Origin of the sequence: Paraburkholderia fungorum, assembly GCF_046027605.1 — a bacterium.
GTDB classification, from domain to species: domain Bacteria; phylum Pseudomonadota; class Gammaproteobacteria; order Burkholderiales; family Burkholderiaceae; genus Paraburkholderia; species Paraburkholderia fungorum_F.
Genome location: NZ_JAQQEF010000004.1, coordinates 276537 through 292723, shown reverse-complemented (window position 1 = coordinate 292723; position 16187 = coordinate 276537). Strand labels below are relative to the sequence as shown.

At 62.9% G+C, this 16187-nt stretch carries 12 protein-coding genes; 11 read left to right on the top strand and 1 reads right to left on the bottom strand.

Features of this window, described 5'->3' with window-relative positions; translation table 11 throughout:
- Nucleotides 1-42: 42 nt before the first annotated feature.
- The 9 genes from PQR53_RS09905 to PQR53_RS09865 all read left to right on the top strand — a co-directional run bounded on the left by PQR53_RS09905 (nt 43) and on the right by PQR53_RS09865 (nt 11462).
- The gene (locus PQR53_RS09905) at nt 43-2229 is read left to right on the top strand and encodes an alpha-ketoacid dehydrogenase subunit alpha/beta (RefSeq protein WP_408226321.1); all 2187 of its coding nucleotides are present in this window, start codon (nt 43-45) and stop codon (nt 2227-2229) included.
- Nucleotides 2230-2281: 52 nt separating this feature from the next.
- Nucleotides 2282-2770, top strand: a complete 489-nt coding sequence (locus PQR53_RS09900) for a VOC family protein (RefSeq protein WP_408226318.1) — start codon at nt 2282-2284, stop codon at nt 2768-2770.
- A 1-nt stretch (nt 2771) separates the two neighbouring features.
- Nucleotides 2772-4028: a pyruvate dehydrogenase complex dihydrolipoamide acetyltransferase gene (locus tag PQR53_RS09895; RefSeq protein WP_408226315.1), complete on the top strand. Its 1257-nt coding sequence runs from the start codon at nt 2772-2774 to the stop codon at nt 4026-4028.
- Between the two features lie 13 nt (nt 4029-4041).
- Nucleotides 4042-5439: a dihydrolipoyl dehydrogenase gene (lpdA, locus tag PQR53_RS09890; RefSeq protein WP_408226312.1), complete on the top strand. Its 1398-nt coding sequence runs from the start codon at nt 4042-4044 to the stop codon at nt 5437-5439.
- 32 nt (nt 5440-5471) lie between these two features.
- Nucleotides 5472-6224 carry an SDR family NAD(P)-dependent oxidoreductase gene (locus PQR53_RS09885; protein ID WP_408452708.1) on the top strand — a complete coding sequence of 251 codons (753 nt, stop codon included), beginning with the start codon at nt 5472-5474 and terminating at the stop codon, nt 6222-6224.
- 126 nt (nt 6225-6350) lie between these two features.
- On the top strand, nt 6351-7799 hold the full coding sequence (gene gabD / locus PQR53_RS09880) for an NADP-dependent succinate-semialdehyde dehydrogenase (protein WP_408452706.1): 1449 nt from the start codon (nt 6351-6353) through the stop codon (nt 7797-7799).
- A 115-nt stretch (nt 7800-7914) separates the two neighbouring features.
- Nucleotides 7915-8757 carry a shikimate dehydrogenase family protein gene (locus PQR53_RS09875; RefSeq protein ID WP_408452704.1) on the top strand — a complete coding sequence of 281 codons (843 nt, stop codon included), beginning with the start codon at nt 7915-7917 and terminating at the stop codon, nt 8755-8757.
- Between the two features lie 99 nt (nt 8758-8856).
- On the top strand, nt 8857-10122 hold the full coding sequence (locus tag PQR53_RS09870) for an alkyl sulfatase dimerization domain-containing protein (RefSeq protein WP_408452703.1): 1266 nt from the start codon (nt 8857-8859) through the stop codon (nt 10120-10122).
- Complete coding sequence (locus PQR53_RS09865; RefSeq protein ID WP_408398070.1) at nt 10119-11462, top strand: alkyl sulfatase dimerization domain-containing protein; 1344 nt, start codon at nt 10119-10121, stop codon at nt 11460-11462. The genes PQR53_RS09870 and PQR53_RS09865 overlap by 4 nt, the downstream gene beginning before the upstream one ends.
- A gap of 141 nt (nt 11463-11603) precedes the next feature.
- Here PQR53_RS09865 and PQR53_RS09860 read toward each other — a convergent pair whose 3' ends face one another.
- Nucleotides 11604-12344, bottom strand: a complete 741-nt coding sequence (locus PQR53_RS09860; protein WP_408226294.1) for a Crp/Fnr family transcriptional regulator — start codon at nt 12342-12344, stop codon at nt 11604-11606.
- An 85-nt stretch (nt 12345-12429) separates the two neighbouring features.
- Here PQR53_RS09860 and PQR53_RS09855 point away from each other — a divergent pair, with 85 nt between their 5' ends.
- Nucleotides 12430-14748: an arylsulfatase gene (locus PQR53_RS09855; RefSeq protein ID WP_408226291.1), complete on the top strand. Its 2319-nt coding sequence runs from the start codon at nt 12430-12432 to the stop codon at nt 14746-14748.
- 83 nt (nt 14749-14831) lie between these two features.
- On the top strand, nt 14832-16142 hold the full coding sequence (locus PQR53_RS09850) for an MFS transporter (protein ID WP_408406222.1): 1311 nt from the start codon (nt 14832-14834) through the stop codon (nt 16140-16142).
- Nucleotides 16143-16187: the final 45 nt, after the last annotated feature.

The following is a 16187-nucleotide window of genomic DNA, read 5'->3' as shown; positions in this document are numbered from 1 at the left end:
CACGCCGCTTCGCGATTTCGACTGGTATTCAAGGATTTCCGCATGTCTGAACGTAGCCTCCTGCACCCCACCGCCGAATGGGTGGAACTGCGCGCCACCGACGATGACTGGGCGCGTGCCGACCCTGCGCTGCTCGGCACAATGCTTAGCCATTTGCACCTGATCCGCGGCTTCGAGGAAGCCGTACTGGAACTCGCGGCAGAGGGACTGGTGCATGGCCCGGCCCATTCGAGCATCGGCCAGGAGGGCGGCGCGGTCGGTTCAATCGTCCCGCTTACCGGCACCGACCAGATCAACGGCTCACACCGCGGCCATCATCAGTTTCTGTCCAAGGCATTGGGTTATCTCGCGCCTGCCGGCATCGATCCTCACGCACCGTTTGCGCCGGCCATTCAGAACCTGCTGCAGCGTACCCTGGCGGAAATCCTCGGTCTGGCTCAGGGTTTCTGCAAGGGCCGCGGCGGCTCGATGCATCTGCAGTGGGCCGAAGCCGGCGCACTGGGCACCAATGCGATCGTGGGTGGCGGCGTACCGATGGCCGCCGGCGCCGCGTGGTCGCATCGACACGCCGGCACCGACGACGTGGCCATCACCTATTTCGGTGATGGCGCGGTGAATATCGGCTCGGTTCTGGAAACCATGAACCTGGCTGCCGCGTGGAAGCTGCCGCTGTGCTTCTTCATCGAAAACAACCGCTACGCCGTCTCCACCACCGTGGAAGAATCCACGGCGGAGCCGCGCCTGTCAGCGCGCGGTATGGGGTTCAACATCCCAAGCTGGAAAGTAGACGGCATGGATCCGCTGGCGGTCTATCTGGCCACCCAGGAAGCGCTCGCGCATATGCGCGCCGGTCTTGGGCCGACCGTGATCGAGGCAGACGTCTATCGCTTTTTCCATCAGAACGGGCCGTTTCCCGGCAGCGCCTTCGGCTATCGCAGCAAAGACGAGGAACAACATTGGCGCACCCGCGATCCGCTCGACCTGATCGCGCGTCGCATGCAGGAGCGCAAGCTGATCGGCGCTGACGAGATTGCCGCGCTGCGCGAGCGTGTGAAGCAGGGAATGCGCGAAGCCATCGAGGCGCTCACCGAAGCCGATCCAGCCAGGCCCGGCAAAAAGCGTATTCGGCCCGACCTGTGGCCGAGCCCGGACTTCCGCGACGTTGGCATCCGCAGCGAGTTGCGTGAGCTCGAGGGCCTGCGCTACGAGGAAGAGGCTGACTTCACCGGCAAGCTGGACACGCGCAAATTTATCGACGTGGTGGCCGACGTCATGCACCGCCGCATGGACACCGACCCATCAATCGTCGTCATGGGCGAGGATGTACACCGCCTCAAGGGCGGGACCAACGGCGCCACCCGTGGCTTGCGTGACAGCTTTCCAGGGCGGGTCCTTGGGACGCCCATCAGCGAGAACGCATTTGTCGGCCTTGGCGGCGGGCTTGCGCTGGATGGCCGTTACAAGCCAGTGGTCGAGTTCATGTATCCGGACTTCATGTGGGTTGCCGCGGACCAGATCTTCAACCAGATCGGCAAGGCCCGCCACATGTTCGGCGGCGAAAGCGATGTGCCGCTGGTCTTGCGCACCAAAGTGGCCATGGGCACCGGCTACGGTTCCCAGCATTCGATGGATCCGGCCGGCATTGTTGCCACCAACCCTGGCTGGCGCATCGTGGCCCCTTCGACACCGTTCGACTATGTGGGTTTGATGAACACGGCACTGGCCTGCAAGGACCCGGTGCTCGTGATCGAGCACGTCGACCTTTACAACGCCACGGGTACGGGCCCAGTCGATGATTTCGACTACCACCTGCCGGTGGGCAAGGCCTCGGTACGCCGCAGCGGCATCGAACTCACGGTGATCACCTATCTGTCGATGGTCGGCCACGCGCTCGAAGCCGTCGAGCAGACCGGGATCGATGCTGAAGTGATCGACCTGCGCTGGCTCGACCGGGCCAGTCTCGATTGGGAAACGATCGGACAGAGTCTCAAGAAAACCAACAACGTGCTGATCGTCGAGCAAGGCGCACGCGGCACATCGTATGGCGGCTGGCTGGCCGACGAAATCCAGCGGCGCTACTTCGACTGGCTGGACCAGCCCGTGCAGCGCGTCACCGGTGCGGAAGCTGCGCCCAGTATCTCCAGGGTGCTGGAACGCGCCGCTGCCGCGCGCACTGAGGAAGTGGCCGAGGGTCTGCGTCAAGTCATGCGCGACAAAGGCGCGGCCTGAGCAGCAGCGCCCGAAAGATATCGAACCGATTGATCGTATTCAAGGAATTCCCATGACGCTGAACATGATTGCTCCGCTGGAGGTTGGCATTGCGGTGCGCGACCTGCCGCGCATGCGCCGTTTCTACGAGCAGGTACTGGGTTTCGCGTTCGTCAGCGAAATCGCCGTGCCTGCCGCCAAGGCTGTGCAGGCGGCCTTACATGAAGCCGGCTACACCGTCGTGCGCCTGCAGACCTCCAATGGCGAACGCATCAAGCTGCTTGCGCCGGAGCAACCACCGGCGCCGCAAGCCGCGCCAGCGTACATCCTGGGTGAGGCCAATGCCACCTACCTGACTTTCATCGTGGACGACATTCAGGCCGTGATCGACAGGCTTCACGCCGCTGGCGTGACCTTCCTGACCGGCGCGCAGCGCGTCGAGGTGCGGCCCGGCACCTACCTGTCGTTCTGCCGCGACCCGGAAGGCAATGTGCTCGAGATTGTCCAGTACGCGGATATCGCGACCTATCGCCCCGAGCTTTGCCAGCCGAGGAACGCCTGACATGCCTATCCTTCTGCGCATGCCCGAGGTAGCGGCCAACGCGACCCAGGCCACGCTGCAAGCGTGGACAAAGAATGAGGGCGATACGATCGCGGTGGGCGACTGCATCGCCGAAATCGAAACCGACAAGGCCGTCGTCGAACTGAACGCCGATAGCGCCGGTGTGCTGGGCCGCTGCCTGATTGCCGCCGGGCAAAGCGTCGAGGTCGGCGCGCCAATCGGGGTACTGTTGATCAATGGCGAAACTTCGGTCGATGTGGATGTAGTGATCGCAGCGGCCGCAAACGGTACGCAAGCGTCTGGGGCAAACGCCGCTCCCGATACAAGCGTCTGTTCGTCCGGGGGTAACGACGCGGCAACGGGCGCGCTCGCATCACAGCCGGTCCGCGTCTTTGCCAGCCCTCTTGCGCGCCGCCTCGCCGGCGAGCGCAAACTGGACCTCGCCAGCCTGATTGGCAGCGGCCCCAAAGGCCGGATCGTCAAGCGCGACGTCGAGGAGGCTGCGGCCATGCTTGCGTCGGGCGAAGCCGCCGCCTTGCCTGTGGTTCGCGAGGCCGCGCAGCCAGTGCAGTCCGCCGGGACGTTCGTCGAAGTCCCGCATAGCAATATGCGCCGCACGATCGCCCGCCGCCTGAGCGAGAGCAAGTCCACTATCCCCCATTTTTATCTCACTGCGAACTGCCGCATGGAGCGGTTGCTTGCGCTACGCACCGAGATCAACGCCGGCGCGGCGCGAAAAATGTCGGTGAACGACTTTATCGTACGCGCCGTGGCGGTCGCCTTGCGCGAGGTGCCGGCGGCCAATGTCGGCTGGACGGACACCGCGATGCGCCAGTACACGCAGGCCGATATCGCGGTGGCGGTTTCGACCGATGCGGGCCTCATTACGCCCATCGTGCGCGCGGCCGATCAGAAGCCGCTTTCCGTCATCAGCGCCGAGATTGCCGAACTGGCAGCGCGTGCGCGCGCCGGACGATTGCGTCCGGACGAATATCAGGGTGGGAGCTTTAGCGTCAGCAACCTCGGCATGTTCGGTGTGGCCGAGTTCGCCGCAATCATCAATCCTCCGCAGGCCGCCATCCTCGCTGTTGGCGCCACCCAGTCCATGCCGGTGGTGGACGGCGGCGAAATCCGCGTCGGGCAGGTCATGCGCTGCACGTTGTCAGCAGACCATCGCGCACTCGACGGCGCGCTCGCGGCGCAATGGCTGGCCGCCTTCACGCGCCTGCTGGAAAACCCGTTGACGATGCTGATCTAAGGAGCAGGAAGTGATGAACGCCTCGTTTGATCTGATCGTTGTCGGGGGTGGCCCCGGCGGCTATGTTGCCGCGATCCGTGCGGCCCAGCTCGGCATGAAGACCGCACTGGTCGAGAAAGCTCAGTTGGGCGGGGTCTGCCTGAACTGGGGCTGCATTCCGACCAAGGCGCTGCTGCGTTCGGCCGACGTGCTCAGGATGGTGAAGCACGCGGCATCCTTCGGTGTACGAACGTCAGCACCTGGCGCCGACCTGCCAGCGATGGTCGCCCGCTCGCGAGCGGTGGCTGCGCAACTGAACAAAGGCGTCGCTCACCTGATGAAGAAGAACGGCGTGACCGTATTTGAAGGTCATGGCCGCCTTGCCGGCAAGCGCGCACTGGAAATCACCGGTTTGAACGACGAAGTGAACACCGTTTCGGCCACCCACATCCTGTTGGCAACGGGAGCACGCGCACGCCAGTTGCCGATGCTTCCCGCCGATGGCGAGACAGTTTGGACCTACCGCGAAGCGCTGACACCCCCGATGACGCCCAAACGGATGCTGATCGTTGGCGCCGGTGCGATCGGCGTCGAGTTCGCGAGCTTCTATCACGCGATTGGCGTAGCCGTGACGATCGTCGAGATGGCCGAGCGCATCCTCCCTGCGGAAGACGCCGAGATCGCCGCGCACGTCGCCAGCAGCCTCGGCCAGGAAGGCATCGTGATGCATACGGCTACTCATATCGAGCGCGCGCAGCGCACGGCATCAGGTTGGGCGATTGACCTGCAGGGCGACCAGACGGCCAGCACGAGCGTCGAGGTCGATGTGGTGCTGGTGGCAGCCGGAATCGTCGGCAATGTAGAGAATCTGGGCCTGGAACATAGCGCGGTCAAGGTCGAGAAGACGCACATCGTGACCGACAAATTCGGCTATACCGGCGAGCCCGGCGTCTACGCGATCGGCGACGTGGCCGGCCCGCCGTGGCTGGCGCACAAGGCCAGTCACGAGGGCGTCATCTGCGTGGAGCATATCGCCGGACTGCAACCGCACGCACTCGATCCGGAGCGCATCCCTGCCTGCACCTACAGCCATCCGCAGGTAGCCAGCGTGGGACTTACCGAAGCACAAGCCAGGGCACGCGGGCATCAAGTCAAGGTCGGCAAGTTTCCCTTTGTGGGCAACGGCAAAGCTATTGCCATGGGAGCGACTGCGGGGCTGGTCAAAGTGGTGTTCGACGCGGGCAACGGCGAGCTGCTCGGTGCGCATATGGTGGGAGAGGAAGTCACGGAGATGATTCAGGGCTATGCCATCGCGCAAGCGCTGGAAACCACCGAAGCCGATCTGATTGCGGCCGTCCTGCCGCACCCGACGATGTCCGAGGCCATGCACGAAGCGGTGCTCGCGGCCTACGGGCGTGCACTGCATATCTGAGGGATTCGCAGAGCGCACCCGCACTGACCTCCATGGAAACGATCATGTACAACTTCGAGCAACGCACGCTGCTTCTTACGGGCGCGAATGGCGGCATTGGCCGCGAGACGGCCCGGCTTTTTTTCGCGCATGGCGCGAACCTGGTGCTTGTGGACCTCGACGCAACGGGTCTGACGGCCTTTGCCCGCGAACTGGACCCGGACGGCGCGCGCATCGTCACACTCAGCATGGACGCAGCCAGCCCGGATGATTGCGCGCGCGCCGTCGCACTGGCGCAGGGACGCTTCGGCGGCATCGATTTCCTTGTACCGTCCGCTGGCCTCTACCAGGACCAGCCGGTCGGCGAGATGACCGACTCGCAGTGGAGGCAGACGCTCTCCGTCAATCTCGACGGCGTGTTCTACCTCGTGCGCCGCGCAATACCGGCGTTGCGCGAGAACAGCGCCATTGTCAACCTCACCTCGGTGGCCGCGCATCGAGGCGCTTACTCCAATGCGCACTACTCAGCGTCCAAAGGTGGCCTGCTCAGTTTCACCCGCAGCCTGGCCAGGGAACTCGGTCCACGCACGCGCGTGAATGCGGTGTCCCCCGGCATCATCGAGACACCGATGACCGCGGGTCTGATCCTGAAACGTGGCGCCGATTCAGTCGAGCAGACGCCGCTGAAGCGCCTCGGCCACCCACGCGAAATCGCCACGGCGATCGGCTTCCTATGCAGCGATGCCGCCAGCTTCGTGACCGGAGAAGTGCTGCATGTCAATGGCGGCCTATACATCGCCGGTTGATGGCATGACGCATTGATCGATCCGACGGCAAACCTTGAGACAAGCGCGACTGAAGCCGCCGACGTCCCCATGCTTGCCGTCAAACCCAGATCACAACCCTTTCCCCCGCTGCATCGGAAGCACACCATGATCAAACTTCAGGACCCGTCCCTTCTGCGTCAGCAGTGCTATATCGATGGCCGCTGGATCGATGGCGATCGTTACATCGACGTCACCAATCCCGCCACCGGCGAACACGTCGGCCGGGTGCCGGCGCTCGGCGCCAGCGAGACGCGCCATGCCATCGAGGCCGCCAACCGTGCGCTGCCCGGCTGGCGCTCCCGCACGGCCAAGGAGCGCTCGGTGTTGTTGCGCAAATGGTTCGAACTGCTACTCAGCCACCAGAACGACCTTGCCTGCATCATGACAGCTGAACAGGGCAAGCCTCTCGCGGAAGCGCGTGGCGAAATCGCTTACGCGGCGTCGTTCATCGAATGGTTCGCCGAGGAAGGCAAGCGCGTCTACGGCGAGACCATTCCCGCACCGCTCAGCAATCAGCGCATTGTCGTGACCAAGGAGCCGGTGGGCGTATGTGCTGCGATCACCCCATGGAATTTTCCCGCGGCCATGATCACCCGCAAGGCCGGCCCGGCGCTGGCGGCCGGCTGCACCATGGTACTCAAGCCCGCTTCGCAAACCCCGTTGACAGCCCTCGCGCTGGTGGCGCTGGCCGAACGCGCCGGCATTCCCGCCGGCGTATTGTCTGTGGTAACCGGGTCGGCTGCCGCCATCGGCGGTGAACTCAGCAGCAACCCGCTGGTACGCAAGCTCACCTTCACCGGCTCGACGGAAGTCGGACGCACCCTGATGATGCAGACCGCCTCCACCATCAAGAAGGTATCGATGGAACTGGGCGGCAATGCGCCGTTTATCGTGTTCGACGATGCGGATCTCGATGCCGCAGTCGAAGGCGCGATTGTGTCGAAATACCGCAATGCCGGCCAGACCTGCGTTTGTGCCAACCGCCTTTATGTGCACACCCGTGTTTACGACGTCTTTGCGCAGAAGCTGGTCGCCGCCGTCAGCGCGCTCAAGGTAGGTGACGGCAACGAAGACGGCGTCCGTGTCGGTCCGTTGATCGACGCAAAAGCGGTCGTCAAGGTTGAGGAACATATCGCGGACGCACTCGCCAAGGGCGCGCGGGTACTTTGCGGCGGCCAGCGCCACGCGCTCGGGCAATCGTTCTTCGAGCCCACCGTTCTGGCTGACGTGAAACCCGGCATGCTGGTGGCGCGCGAGGAAACGTTCGGTCCGCTGGCGCCCCTCTTCCGCTTCGAGACCGAGGACGAAGTGGTCGCAATGGCAAACGATACTGAGTTCGGCCTCGCGAGCTATTTTTATTCGCGCGATCTCGGCCGCGTGTGGCGCGTCTCGGAGCGGCTCGAATACGGCATGGTCGGCGTCAATACCGGTCTGATATCCAATGAGGTTGCGCCGTTCGGCGGCATCAAGCAATCCGGCGTGGGCCGGGAGGGATCGCATTACGGCATCGAGGATTACCTGACCATCAAGTACACGTGCATGGCTGGGCTCTGACAATGAACCTGGCCACCGATTCAGGCGGCGGCCAGGCTCCGGCTCCAGGGAAGCCGTCACCGTCCCCGGACCTCGCCCGCCCTACGCCCCGCTCAACTTCTTCCAGAACGTCGCTATGCAGATAGATGGCAATACCCAGCTTGTCGGCATCATCGCCTCGCCGATCGCACACGTGCGTACTCCCCAGCTCTTCAACGCCGCTGTGGCAAGGCAAGGCTTGAATGCGGTATGTGTGCCGCTCCATGTGGATGCCGCGCAGTTGCCGGCGTTTCTGGCCGGCGCGGAAGCACCGCACAATCTGCTTGGACTGGTGGTCACCATCCCGCACAAGGAAGCCGTGGTCGCCGCATGCGGCGAGTTGACCGACACCGCCCGGCTGGTGGGCTCCGTCAATGCGATGCGCTTTGACCGGACAAAGGGGCATTGGGTCGGCGCAAATTTCGACGGCGACGGCTTCGTCGCCGGCTTGCGCGAACGCGGGCACACGATCAGTGGAAAACGTGTTCTGCAAGTCGGCGCGGGCGGCGCCGGCAAATCCATGGCCTACGCAATTGCCCGCGAGCGGCCGGCCGAACTCGTCATCCATAACCGTTCGGCCAGCAAGGCGGCGGAACTGGTTGCGCAATTGAAAAAGGCACTGCCTGACGTATCGATTCGCAGCGGAGACAACAATCCTGCTGACTTCGATATCGTAGTCAATGCCACTGCCCTCGGCTTGCACGACGGCGATGCGATCCCGGTACAGGCTGAACTGCTGAGCGCTGGCACGCTGGTGTGCGAGGCGGTGGTCCGGGATGAAGATACGTCGTTACTAAAGACGGCGCGCGAGCACGGCTGTCTGGTGCATCACGGGCAATGGATGCTGTATGGACAGATTGTTGAAATTGCCCGGTTCCTTGAGGTCCCGCTGGAACCCCAATACGTTGAGCGCATGCTGGGCCCTTTTGACGACCGCTGATGCCACCGTTGTTCCCAATGCGTCAAAGTTCGACATACAACATCGCTTCGCCTTGGTGAACCAGACGCTGGAATTCCGCTGCCCATTGGGAGATTTATCATGAATGCTCGCGACATCCTTCTGACCAAGGAAACACTAGTGCGCCATTCCGATGGCGTCTATACGCTGGGAGGCCAGGGTAATTCACTGGTCGTCGATCTTGGCGACACCCTGCTCCTCGTCGATGCGGGCCCTGGGGACGAGATTACCGAGGCCATGATTCAGGAGCTCAGGGGCAGCCTCGTCAAGCCGGTTGCTTATCTGGTCTACAGCCACGGCCATATGGGCTACAACAACGGCGTGTGCTACTGGCAGGACGATGCGGCGAGGCGCGGCCATCCCGCGCCAATTCTTATTGCACAAGAGAACGTGCCTGCGCGGTACCGCAGATACCGCGAAACAGCAGGGCTCCAGGCATATACGAACGTCCGGCAGTTCCGCAGCGGCTATCCCGCCGACCCGCCGGCACACTGGTTCCAGATGCCCACGCTGACCTATCGCGAACGGCTGGTGGTGCACGGGAGCGAGCGCGAGGTCATCCTGATGCACGTCCCCTCCGAAACCGATGATGGCACCGCAGTATGGATTCCAGATGTCCACACGCTGTTTGCCGCGAACGCCTTCATCAAGACATGCCCGAATGCGGGTTCGCCCTACCGGATCTTTCGCGACCCCATGCGTTGGGCGCAAACCCTCGACCGGCTTGCCGAACTGCGCCCGCAGGTGTTGATCCCGCAGTTTGGCAAGCCGGTGACCGACTGCGCCGACATCCACGAAGCGCTGAGCGTTCCCGCACGCGCCATGCGATATCTGCGCGACGAAGTGCTCGGACGGATGAATCAGGGCATGGAGGAAAACGACATTATTCATGACGTTCCGCTGCCAGACGAGTTGTTTGGCAGCAAATTCATGAAGCCGGCCTACGGGTGCGCAGAGTACCTCATGCACGACATCTGGCGCTCGGAGAATGGATGGTGGAATCGCAATCCGACAGACCTGCACCCGGCCCCGCCGGCGCAGGTCGCCGCAGCCGTGCGGCGCGCGCTGGCCCACCCGGAAAAAGTACTCGCGCGTGCTCGAGAGCTGCAGGCTGCCGGTGAAATCCAGCTTGCGCTGCATGTGATCGACCTGCTTACCGAAGGGGACGCGCGGGACACGCTCGCGAACGAGGCAAGGGCGCTGAAGGCGCAACTCTGCAAGGAGAGAGCCGGCACGGTTACCGCTGCCGTATCGCACAACCTCTATTTGAGCGCCGCAGACGAGTTGCTAGGGTTGCCGGCGGGGGCTGACGACCTCGCCCGCGTCGACTCATACGAGTGGAAATGAGTGGAAGTAGTCAGAATTCGACAGCAGGGGATCAAAACATGCAATCCAATATAAGCAAGGCGATCGACAAGCAGGTTAAGCCAGATGCTGGCCTGGGAATGCCTGCGACCGGCGAACTGCTCGAGAACATCGTGCCGGGGGTTCATACCCTTGGTGGACAGCGCAACACACTTGCCATTGAAACCGCGCGCGGCGTGATCATCGTCGATGCCGGACCCGGTGGCTGCGCCACCGAGGCAATGATTGCGCGGTTACGCGAGCTGACCCCGGCACCCGTGCTGGCTATTGTCTATAGTCATGGCCACGCCGGCTACAACCGGGGCGTGCCGCAGTGGCTGAAGCACGCCGCTTTGCGCGGCGAGCCACGGCCGACCACGATTTCCCACGAGGGCGTGCCAGCAAGCTATCAGCGCCAACTCCAGGCTGCACCGCTGCAGGCGTGGATCAATAACCGGGAAAACGGAGAGGCGACGCAGCCGTACACCGCGGATGACTGTCCGATGCCCGACCAGACCTTTGGCAGCAAACTGGTGATCGACGGCGCGGATCGCACCGTTGAACTGCTGAGCGCTCCATCCGAAACGGACGACGCGCTCGCCGTCTGGTTGCCCGCCCAGCGATTCCTGTACAGCGGACTTTCGATGAGCCGCGGAATCCCGAACGTTGGCATGCCGCTGCGGACCCTGCGGGACCCCATGCGTTGGGCCACTACACTCGAGCGCCTCCATGCGCTGGCCCCACTCTGCGTATTGCGTGAATCTGGCGCGCCGATCAATGATCCGAAGGACATTGAAGACGCCTTCCTCGTGCCGGTGCGGGCACTACGCTATCTCCGACAGGAAGTGGTCAAGCGGATGAACGCCGGGATGAATGAACGCGAAATTCTGCATGACATGGTGTATCCGGAATCTTTTTTCGATCATCAATTCATGCGGCCGATATTCGGTTCACCGGACTACATCGTGCGTGCGATCTGGCGTACGGAGAACGGCTGGTGGGACCGCAATCCGGCCAACCTGCATCCGGCCAGGCCGGCGGATGCCGCCAACGCAGTACTGTCTGCGCTTCTCGATTCCACGCACATCCTCGACGAAGCCAGGCGGCTACAGGCACAAGGCGAAATTCAACTCGCCATGCATGTGATCGACCTGCTCGCGCTCTCGGGCGAAGATCGTCCAGACGTGAAGGCGGCACGGCAAATCAAGGCGCAGTTGTGCCGGCAGCGGGCCATGCAAGTGTCTTCCGTCGTTTCCCGGCAGATTCTGCTCAGCAGCGCGGAAGAGTTGCTTGGTCTTCCGATTGGGAGCACGAGTGCCGGGGATCCACCCGCATCTTTTTAGTAGTATGCCGTGATGTCGCCGACGCCCCCAGGCGCTGCAAGACTCGATATGCGAAATTGCTTCACCGGGTCAATCTCAGACAACGCGGCATCGACGCGGCACCATGCGAATCGCGCTTTAGTCGGGGGCGCCAGGCTGCCGTCATTTGACGGGTGCCGGATCCTCGTCCATACCGGCCACGGCATTGAGCGCGCCACAATCGAGTACGCGAATCGATGAATACGCCAGGCAAATAAATCCTGCGTTTTCGAGCGCCTTCAGTTCACGGTTGACGGATTGCCGCGACGCGCCCAGCAACGCGGCGAACTCTTCCTGCGATAACTTCAACGTAATGGACACCGTCTCGCCGTGCCGGACCCCGTGGACCGGCAGCAGCGACAGCAGCGCGCGCGCCACCCGCACTCGCAAAGGTGCCAAAGCACTTGCTGCGGCGCTGCCATACAACGCGCGAGACCGCTTGCAAAAGAGCCGCAGGAGCGCCTGTGCCAATCCCGGGTCTTCCCGGACCGCCTGCGCGAACACCGCCCTGGGAATGAGCAATGCCACCGCCTCGCCATGCGAGCGTGCGTCATGGACAGGGCCGCCGCCATCGAGAATGGGGATGAGCCCGAAGATCAGTCCAGGCCCGAGATACCCGATTACGAAATGCTTGCCTGAAACGGTGGACAGCCCGACCTCGATCGAACCGCTCAACACCACGACAAGTGCCTCCATCTCACCGCCGGCTACGGCCAGTACGTTTCCATCCAGGTACTTTGCAATCCTGCCGTTTTCGACGAAGCGCTCCAGTGTCTCACTGGCCGCACCGCGCAGGTCATCCGAGCGGGCCAGTAAGCTGCGCGCCAATGCGCGATAAGGGGAATCTGGGAATTGTGTCGTCATTGCGACAGATTGCTGCGGCGCACCACGCTCACACTGTGCAGCACATGAATGAGATCAGACAAGACGTGCCCCCGAGAGACATTAAATGAAGCCAGAGCAAACAACGTTGCCTCCCGACTCCTTCCTTCATACGGCGGACCCGGCCGCAGGCTATCTCGGCCGGATCGGTAAAACGTTGCGGGAGTCTACACCATGGTGGAAGCCCCACAGCCGCGCGCCGCACGGCACACCGAACGTCATCGTGATCTTGCTCGACGATCTTGGCTTTTCGGATTTCGGTTGCTACGGCAGCGAAATCCGCACGCCGAATATCGATGCGCTGGCCAGCGCCGGGCTGAGATTCACAAACTACACCACGGTTCCGATGTGCACGCCGGCGCGTGCAGCGCTGCTGACTGGCAAGAACCCTCATTCGGTTGGCTGTGGCTGGCTGACACACAGCAGCCCCGGCTATCCGGGCTACATGGCGGGTGAAATGTCGGAGGACGCGCCGACCATTCCGGAACTGCTGCGCGAGCGCGGATTTTCGACCTACGCGATCGGCAAATGGCACAACACCGGCGACCATAACGTCTCGCCAACCGGCTCACGAAACTCCTGGCCTTTGCAGCGCGGATTCGACCGGTTTTACGGCTTCCTCTCCGCGGAGACCAACTATTTTGCGCCGGGGCAATTGGTCGAAGGCAACAGTTTCGTCGATACCGACGTCTACCCGGAAGACTACTATTGCAGTGATGACTGGACCGACAAGGCTGTCAGCTGGCTCAAGTCTCATCAAAGCAGCAGCCCCGACAAACCGTTCTTCCTGTACCTCGCGCACAACGCGCCCCACGTGCCACTGCACGCAAAGAAGGACGATATCCAGCGTTATAGCGGCCTGTATGAGAAGGGCTGGGACACGGTCCGGCAAGAGCGTTACGCGCGCCAGATCGAGGCCGGACTGATTCCGCAAGACTGGCGCTTGTCCGGCCGTTCGCCGAATATCGCGGACTGGCATACGCTCGATCAGCCGACCCAGGCGCTCTATGCCAGCTATATGGAGCTCTATGCAGCGATGGTCGACAACATCGACCAGAACGTCGGCCGCCTCACGGATTTTCTCAAAGACGCCGGACTGTTCGATAACACGCTGATCATCCTTACCTCAGATAACGGCGCCTCTTCGATCGGAGGCCCGGAGGGGTCGGCGAACATCTTCGAGAAGCGCGTGGCCGGCGCCGAGACAGCCGGGCTGGCGAGCGAGATGATGCGTAGCGGCAAGCTCGGCGGCATGGAATCGTATGCGGCGTATCCGGTCGGATGGGCCAACGCGTCGAATACGCCATTTCGCTTTTATAAGCGCACGCCGATGAACGGCGGTATCCGCGTGCCCTACATCGCGCACTGGCCGCAAGGCATTCTCGACGGCGGCGCGATACGAACACAGTGGATTCACGTCACCGATACCCTGCCGACGCTACTGGAACTGGTTGATACGCCCTACCCCGCAACCTTCCGCGGTCATGCTACGCGCGGACTCAACGGTCAGTCCTTCGCCGGCATGCTCGACGACCCGCATCAGGTTTCGCGGCGGGACCGGCAACATTACGAGCTGGAGGGCAATCGCGGCTATATCAGAGACAACTGGAAAATCGTCTCGCTGCAGCCGCCCGGCACGCGCATCGATCTGGACAACTGGATGCTCTTCGATCTCGCCAGCGATCCCACCGAGTGCGATGACATCGCCTCATCCCACCCCGAACTGCTGGCGGCGCTCATCGCCGAGTTCGAGGCGCACGCGCAGGCCAACTACGTCTACCCGCTCGATAACCGGGACAGTCGTCGTGGGCTTTGCGTTCCGCCGTTTGCCGAGGCGAGCCTCGGTCAGGCCAGGACCTTTTATCCCGACACGTCCACCGTGCCGGGCACCGTCATCTCACCTCTGATCGCCGACCGGAATTTCGAGCTGGAATGCCGGTTCGAGTACAGCGGCGCCGAGGAAGGCGTCCTGGTGGCTGTCGGCAACGCGTTCGCGGGCTTCACCTTCTTCGTGGATGGCGCGCGATTGCACTTCACGTTTCGCAGCGGCTCGAGCCTGACGGAATTGACCGACATCGTACTGGCTCAAGGCGTCAATCATCTGGTGCTCGAGCACCGTGCAACCGGTGACCGGCGCGGCATCGGCCATCTCAGGCTCAACGAAACCCCGGTAACCCCGGCCTTTGCGATGACCCCCACGATCCTGCGCCTGACTGGAGAAGGTCTCGACGTGGGACGCGACCGCCGCATCCAGGTCAGCGAGCATTATCGGGACCGCGGCGCGTTTCCCTATGCTGGACGAATCCATTTCGCACGTCTGACGCCCGGCGCGCAGGCGCCCGGCAGCATCGCGAACCGGCCTGAACAGTTGGCGCAGCTCGACTAACCCGCCATGCCGCGAAACCGTTCCGCGACACATTGCAAACGAGCGAAGCCACTGGCTCCTTCCTTCTCGCACCGAGACCTATCTTGACTGCCTCTGCCGACTACCGACCACTAGCCGCCTGGTCCATCGCCCTGCTGCTGACGGGTCTCTCGCTGATCAACTTCCTCGACAAGATCGTGCTCGGGATGGTGGCCGTGCCCTTGATGGCCGAGTTCAATCTGTCACCTGCCGCGTTCGGCGTGATCGCCGGCAGCTTCTTCTGGCTTTTTTCGGTGTCAGCGGTCGCCGGTGGCTTTCTCGCCAATCGCATCTCCACGCGCTGGATCTTGCTGGCGATGGCCGTGACCTGGTCATTGCTGCAAGTGCCGCTCGCGTTCGCCGCCGGCGTGCTGCCGATTCTAAGTTGCCGCGTGATCCTCGGCGCGATGGAAGGACCGGCTGCGCCTGTGTCGGTGCACGCGGTATTCAAATGGTTTCCCAACCACAAGCGCAGCCTGCCGGTGGCGGTGATCAACCAGGGCGCCGCCTTGGGCGTGATCGTCGCCGGCCTCGTGATTCCACTTGTCACGCGCGGCTGGGGCTGGCGCATGAATTTTCTGATTCTGGCCGCCATCGGCGCGATCTGGAGCGTTCTCTGGCTGTGCTTCGGGCGGGAAGGACAGTTGCAGGAGGCCGCAGCGTCATATCCCGGCGTGACCAGCGCCGATGGACACGCAACAGCCAAACCGGCGCGGCTGCCGTACCGCACGATACTGAGCTCCCCCTACGTATTGCTCGTCTTCCTGCTGGGATTTGCAGCGTACTGGACATTGGGCCTCGTGCTGACCTGGCTGCCCGCCTACCTGGAAAAGGGGCTCGGCTTCAACGGCATCACGGCCGGCCGGCTGTTCGCAATGGTCGTGCTCTGCAGCACACCGACCACGATCGGCCTGTGCTGGTTGTCGCAACGCCTCCTGACGAGCGGAGCGTCGACCCGAAAGGCGCGCGTCCAGTTAATCAATTTTTGCTTTTTGCTCAGCGGCGCGCTGTTCCTCGCATTGGTCGCATTCGATCTCACACCGATGCAAAAAGTACTGCTGTTCACGTTTGCCAGCGCCCCACCCGCCGTCTGTTTCGCACTGGCCTCGCCGATACTCGCCGAACTGGTGCCGGCGGGGCAGCGTGGGGCCATTTTCGCGATTCATACCGCGCTGTCGAGCCTCGCCGGCGTGATTGCCCCAGCGGTGATGGGTCGGCTGCTTCAAGCGCATGGCACCGCAGACGCACACGGCTATGAAACGGGCTTCCTGATCGGCGCCGTTGTACTGATCGCCAGCGCGCTCGCCAGCCTGTGTTTCCTGCACCCTGAGCGTGCATCGCAGGTGCGCCGCACCCGTGCCACAGAGCCGGCTTGACGATGCTTGCGACGGTCCGATTGCGGTGAACTGCACAACGCAAAC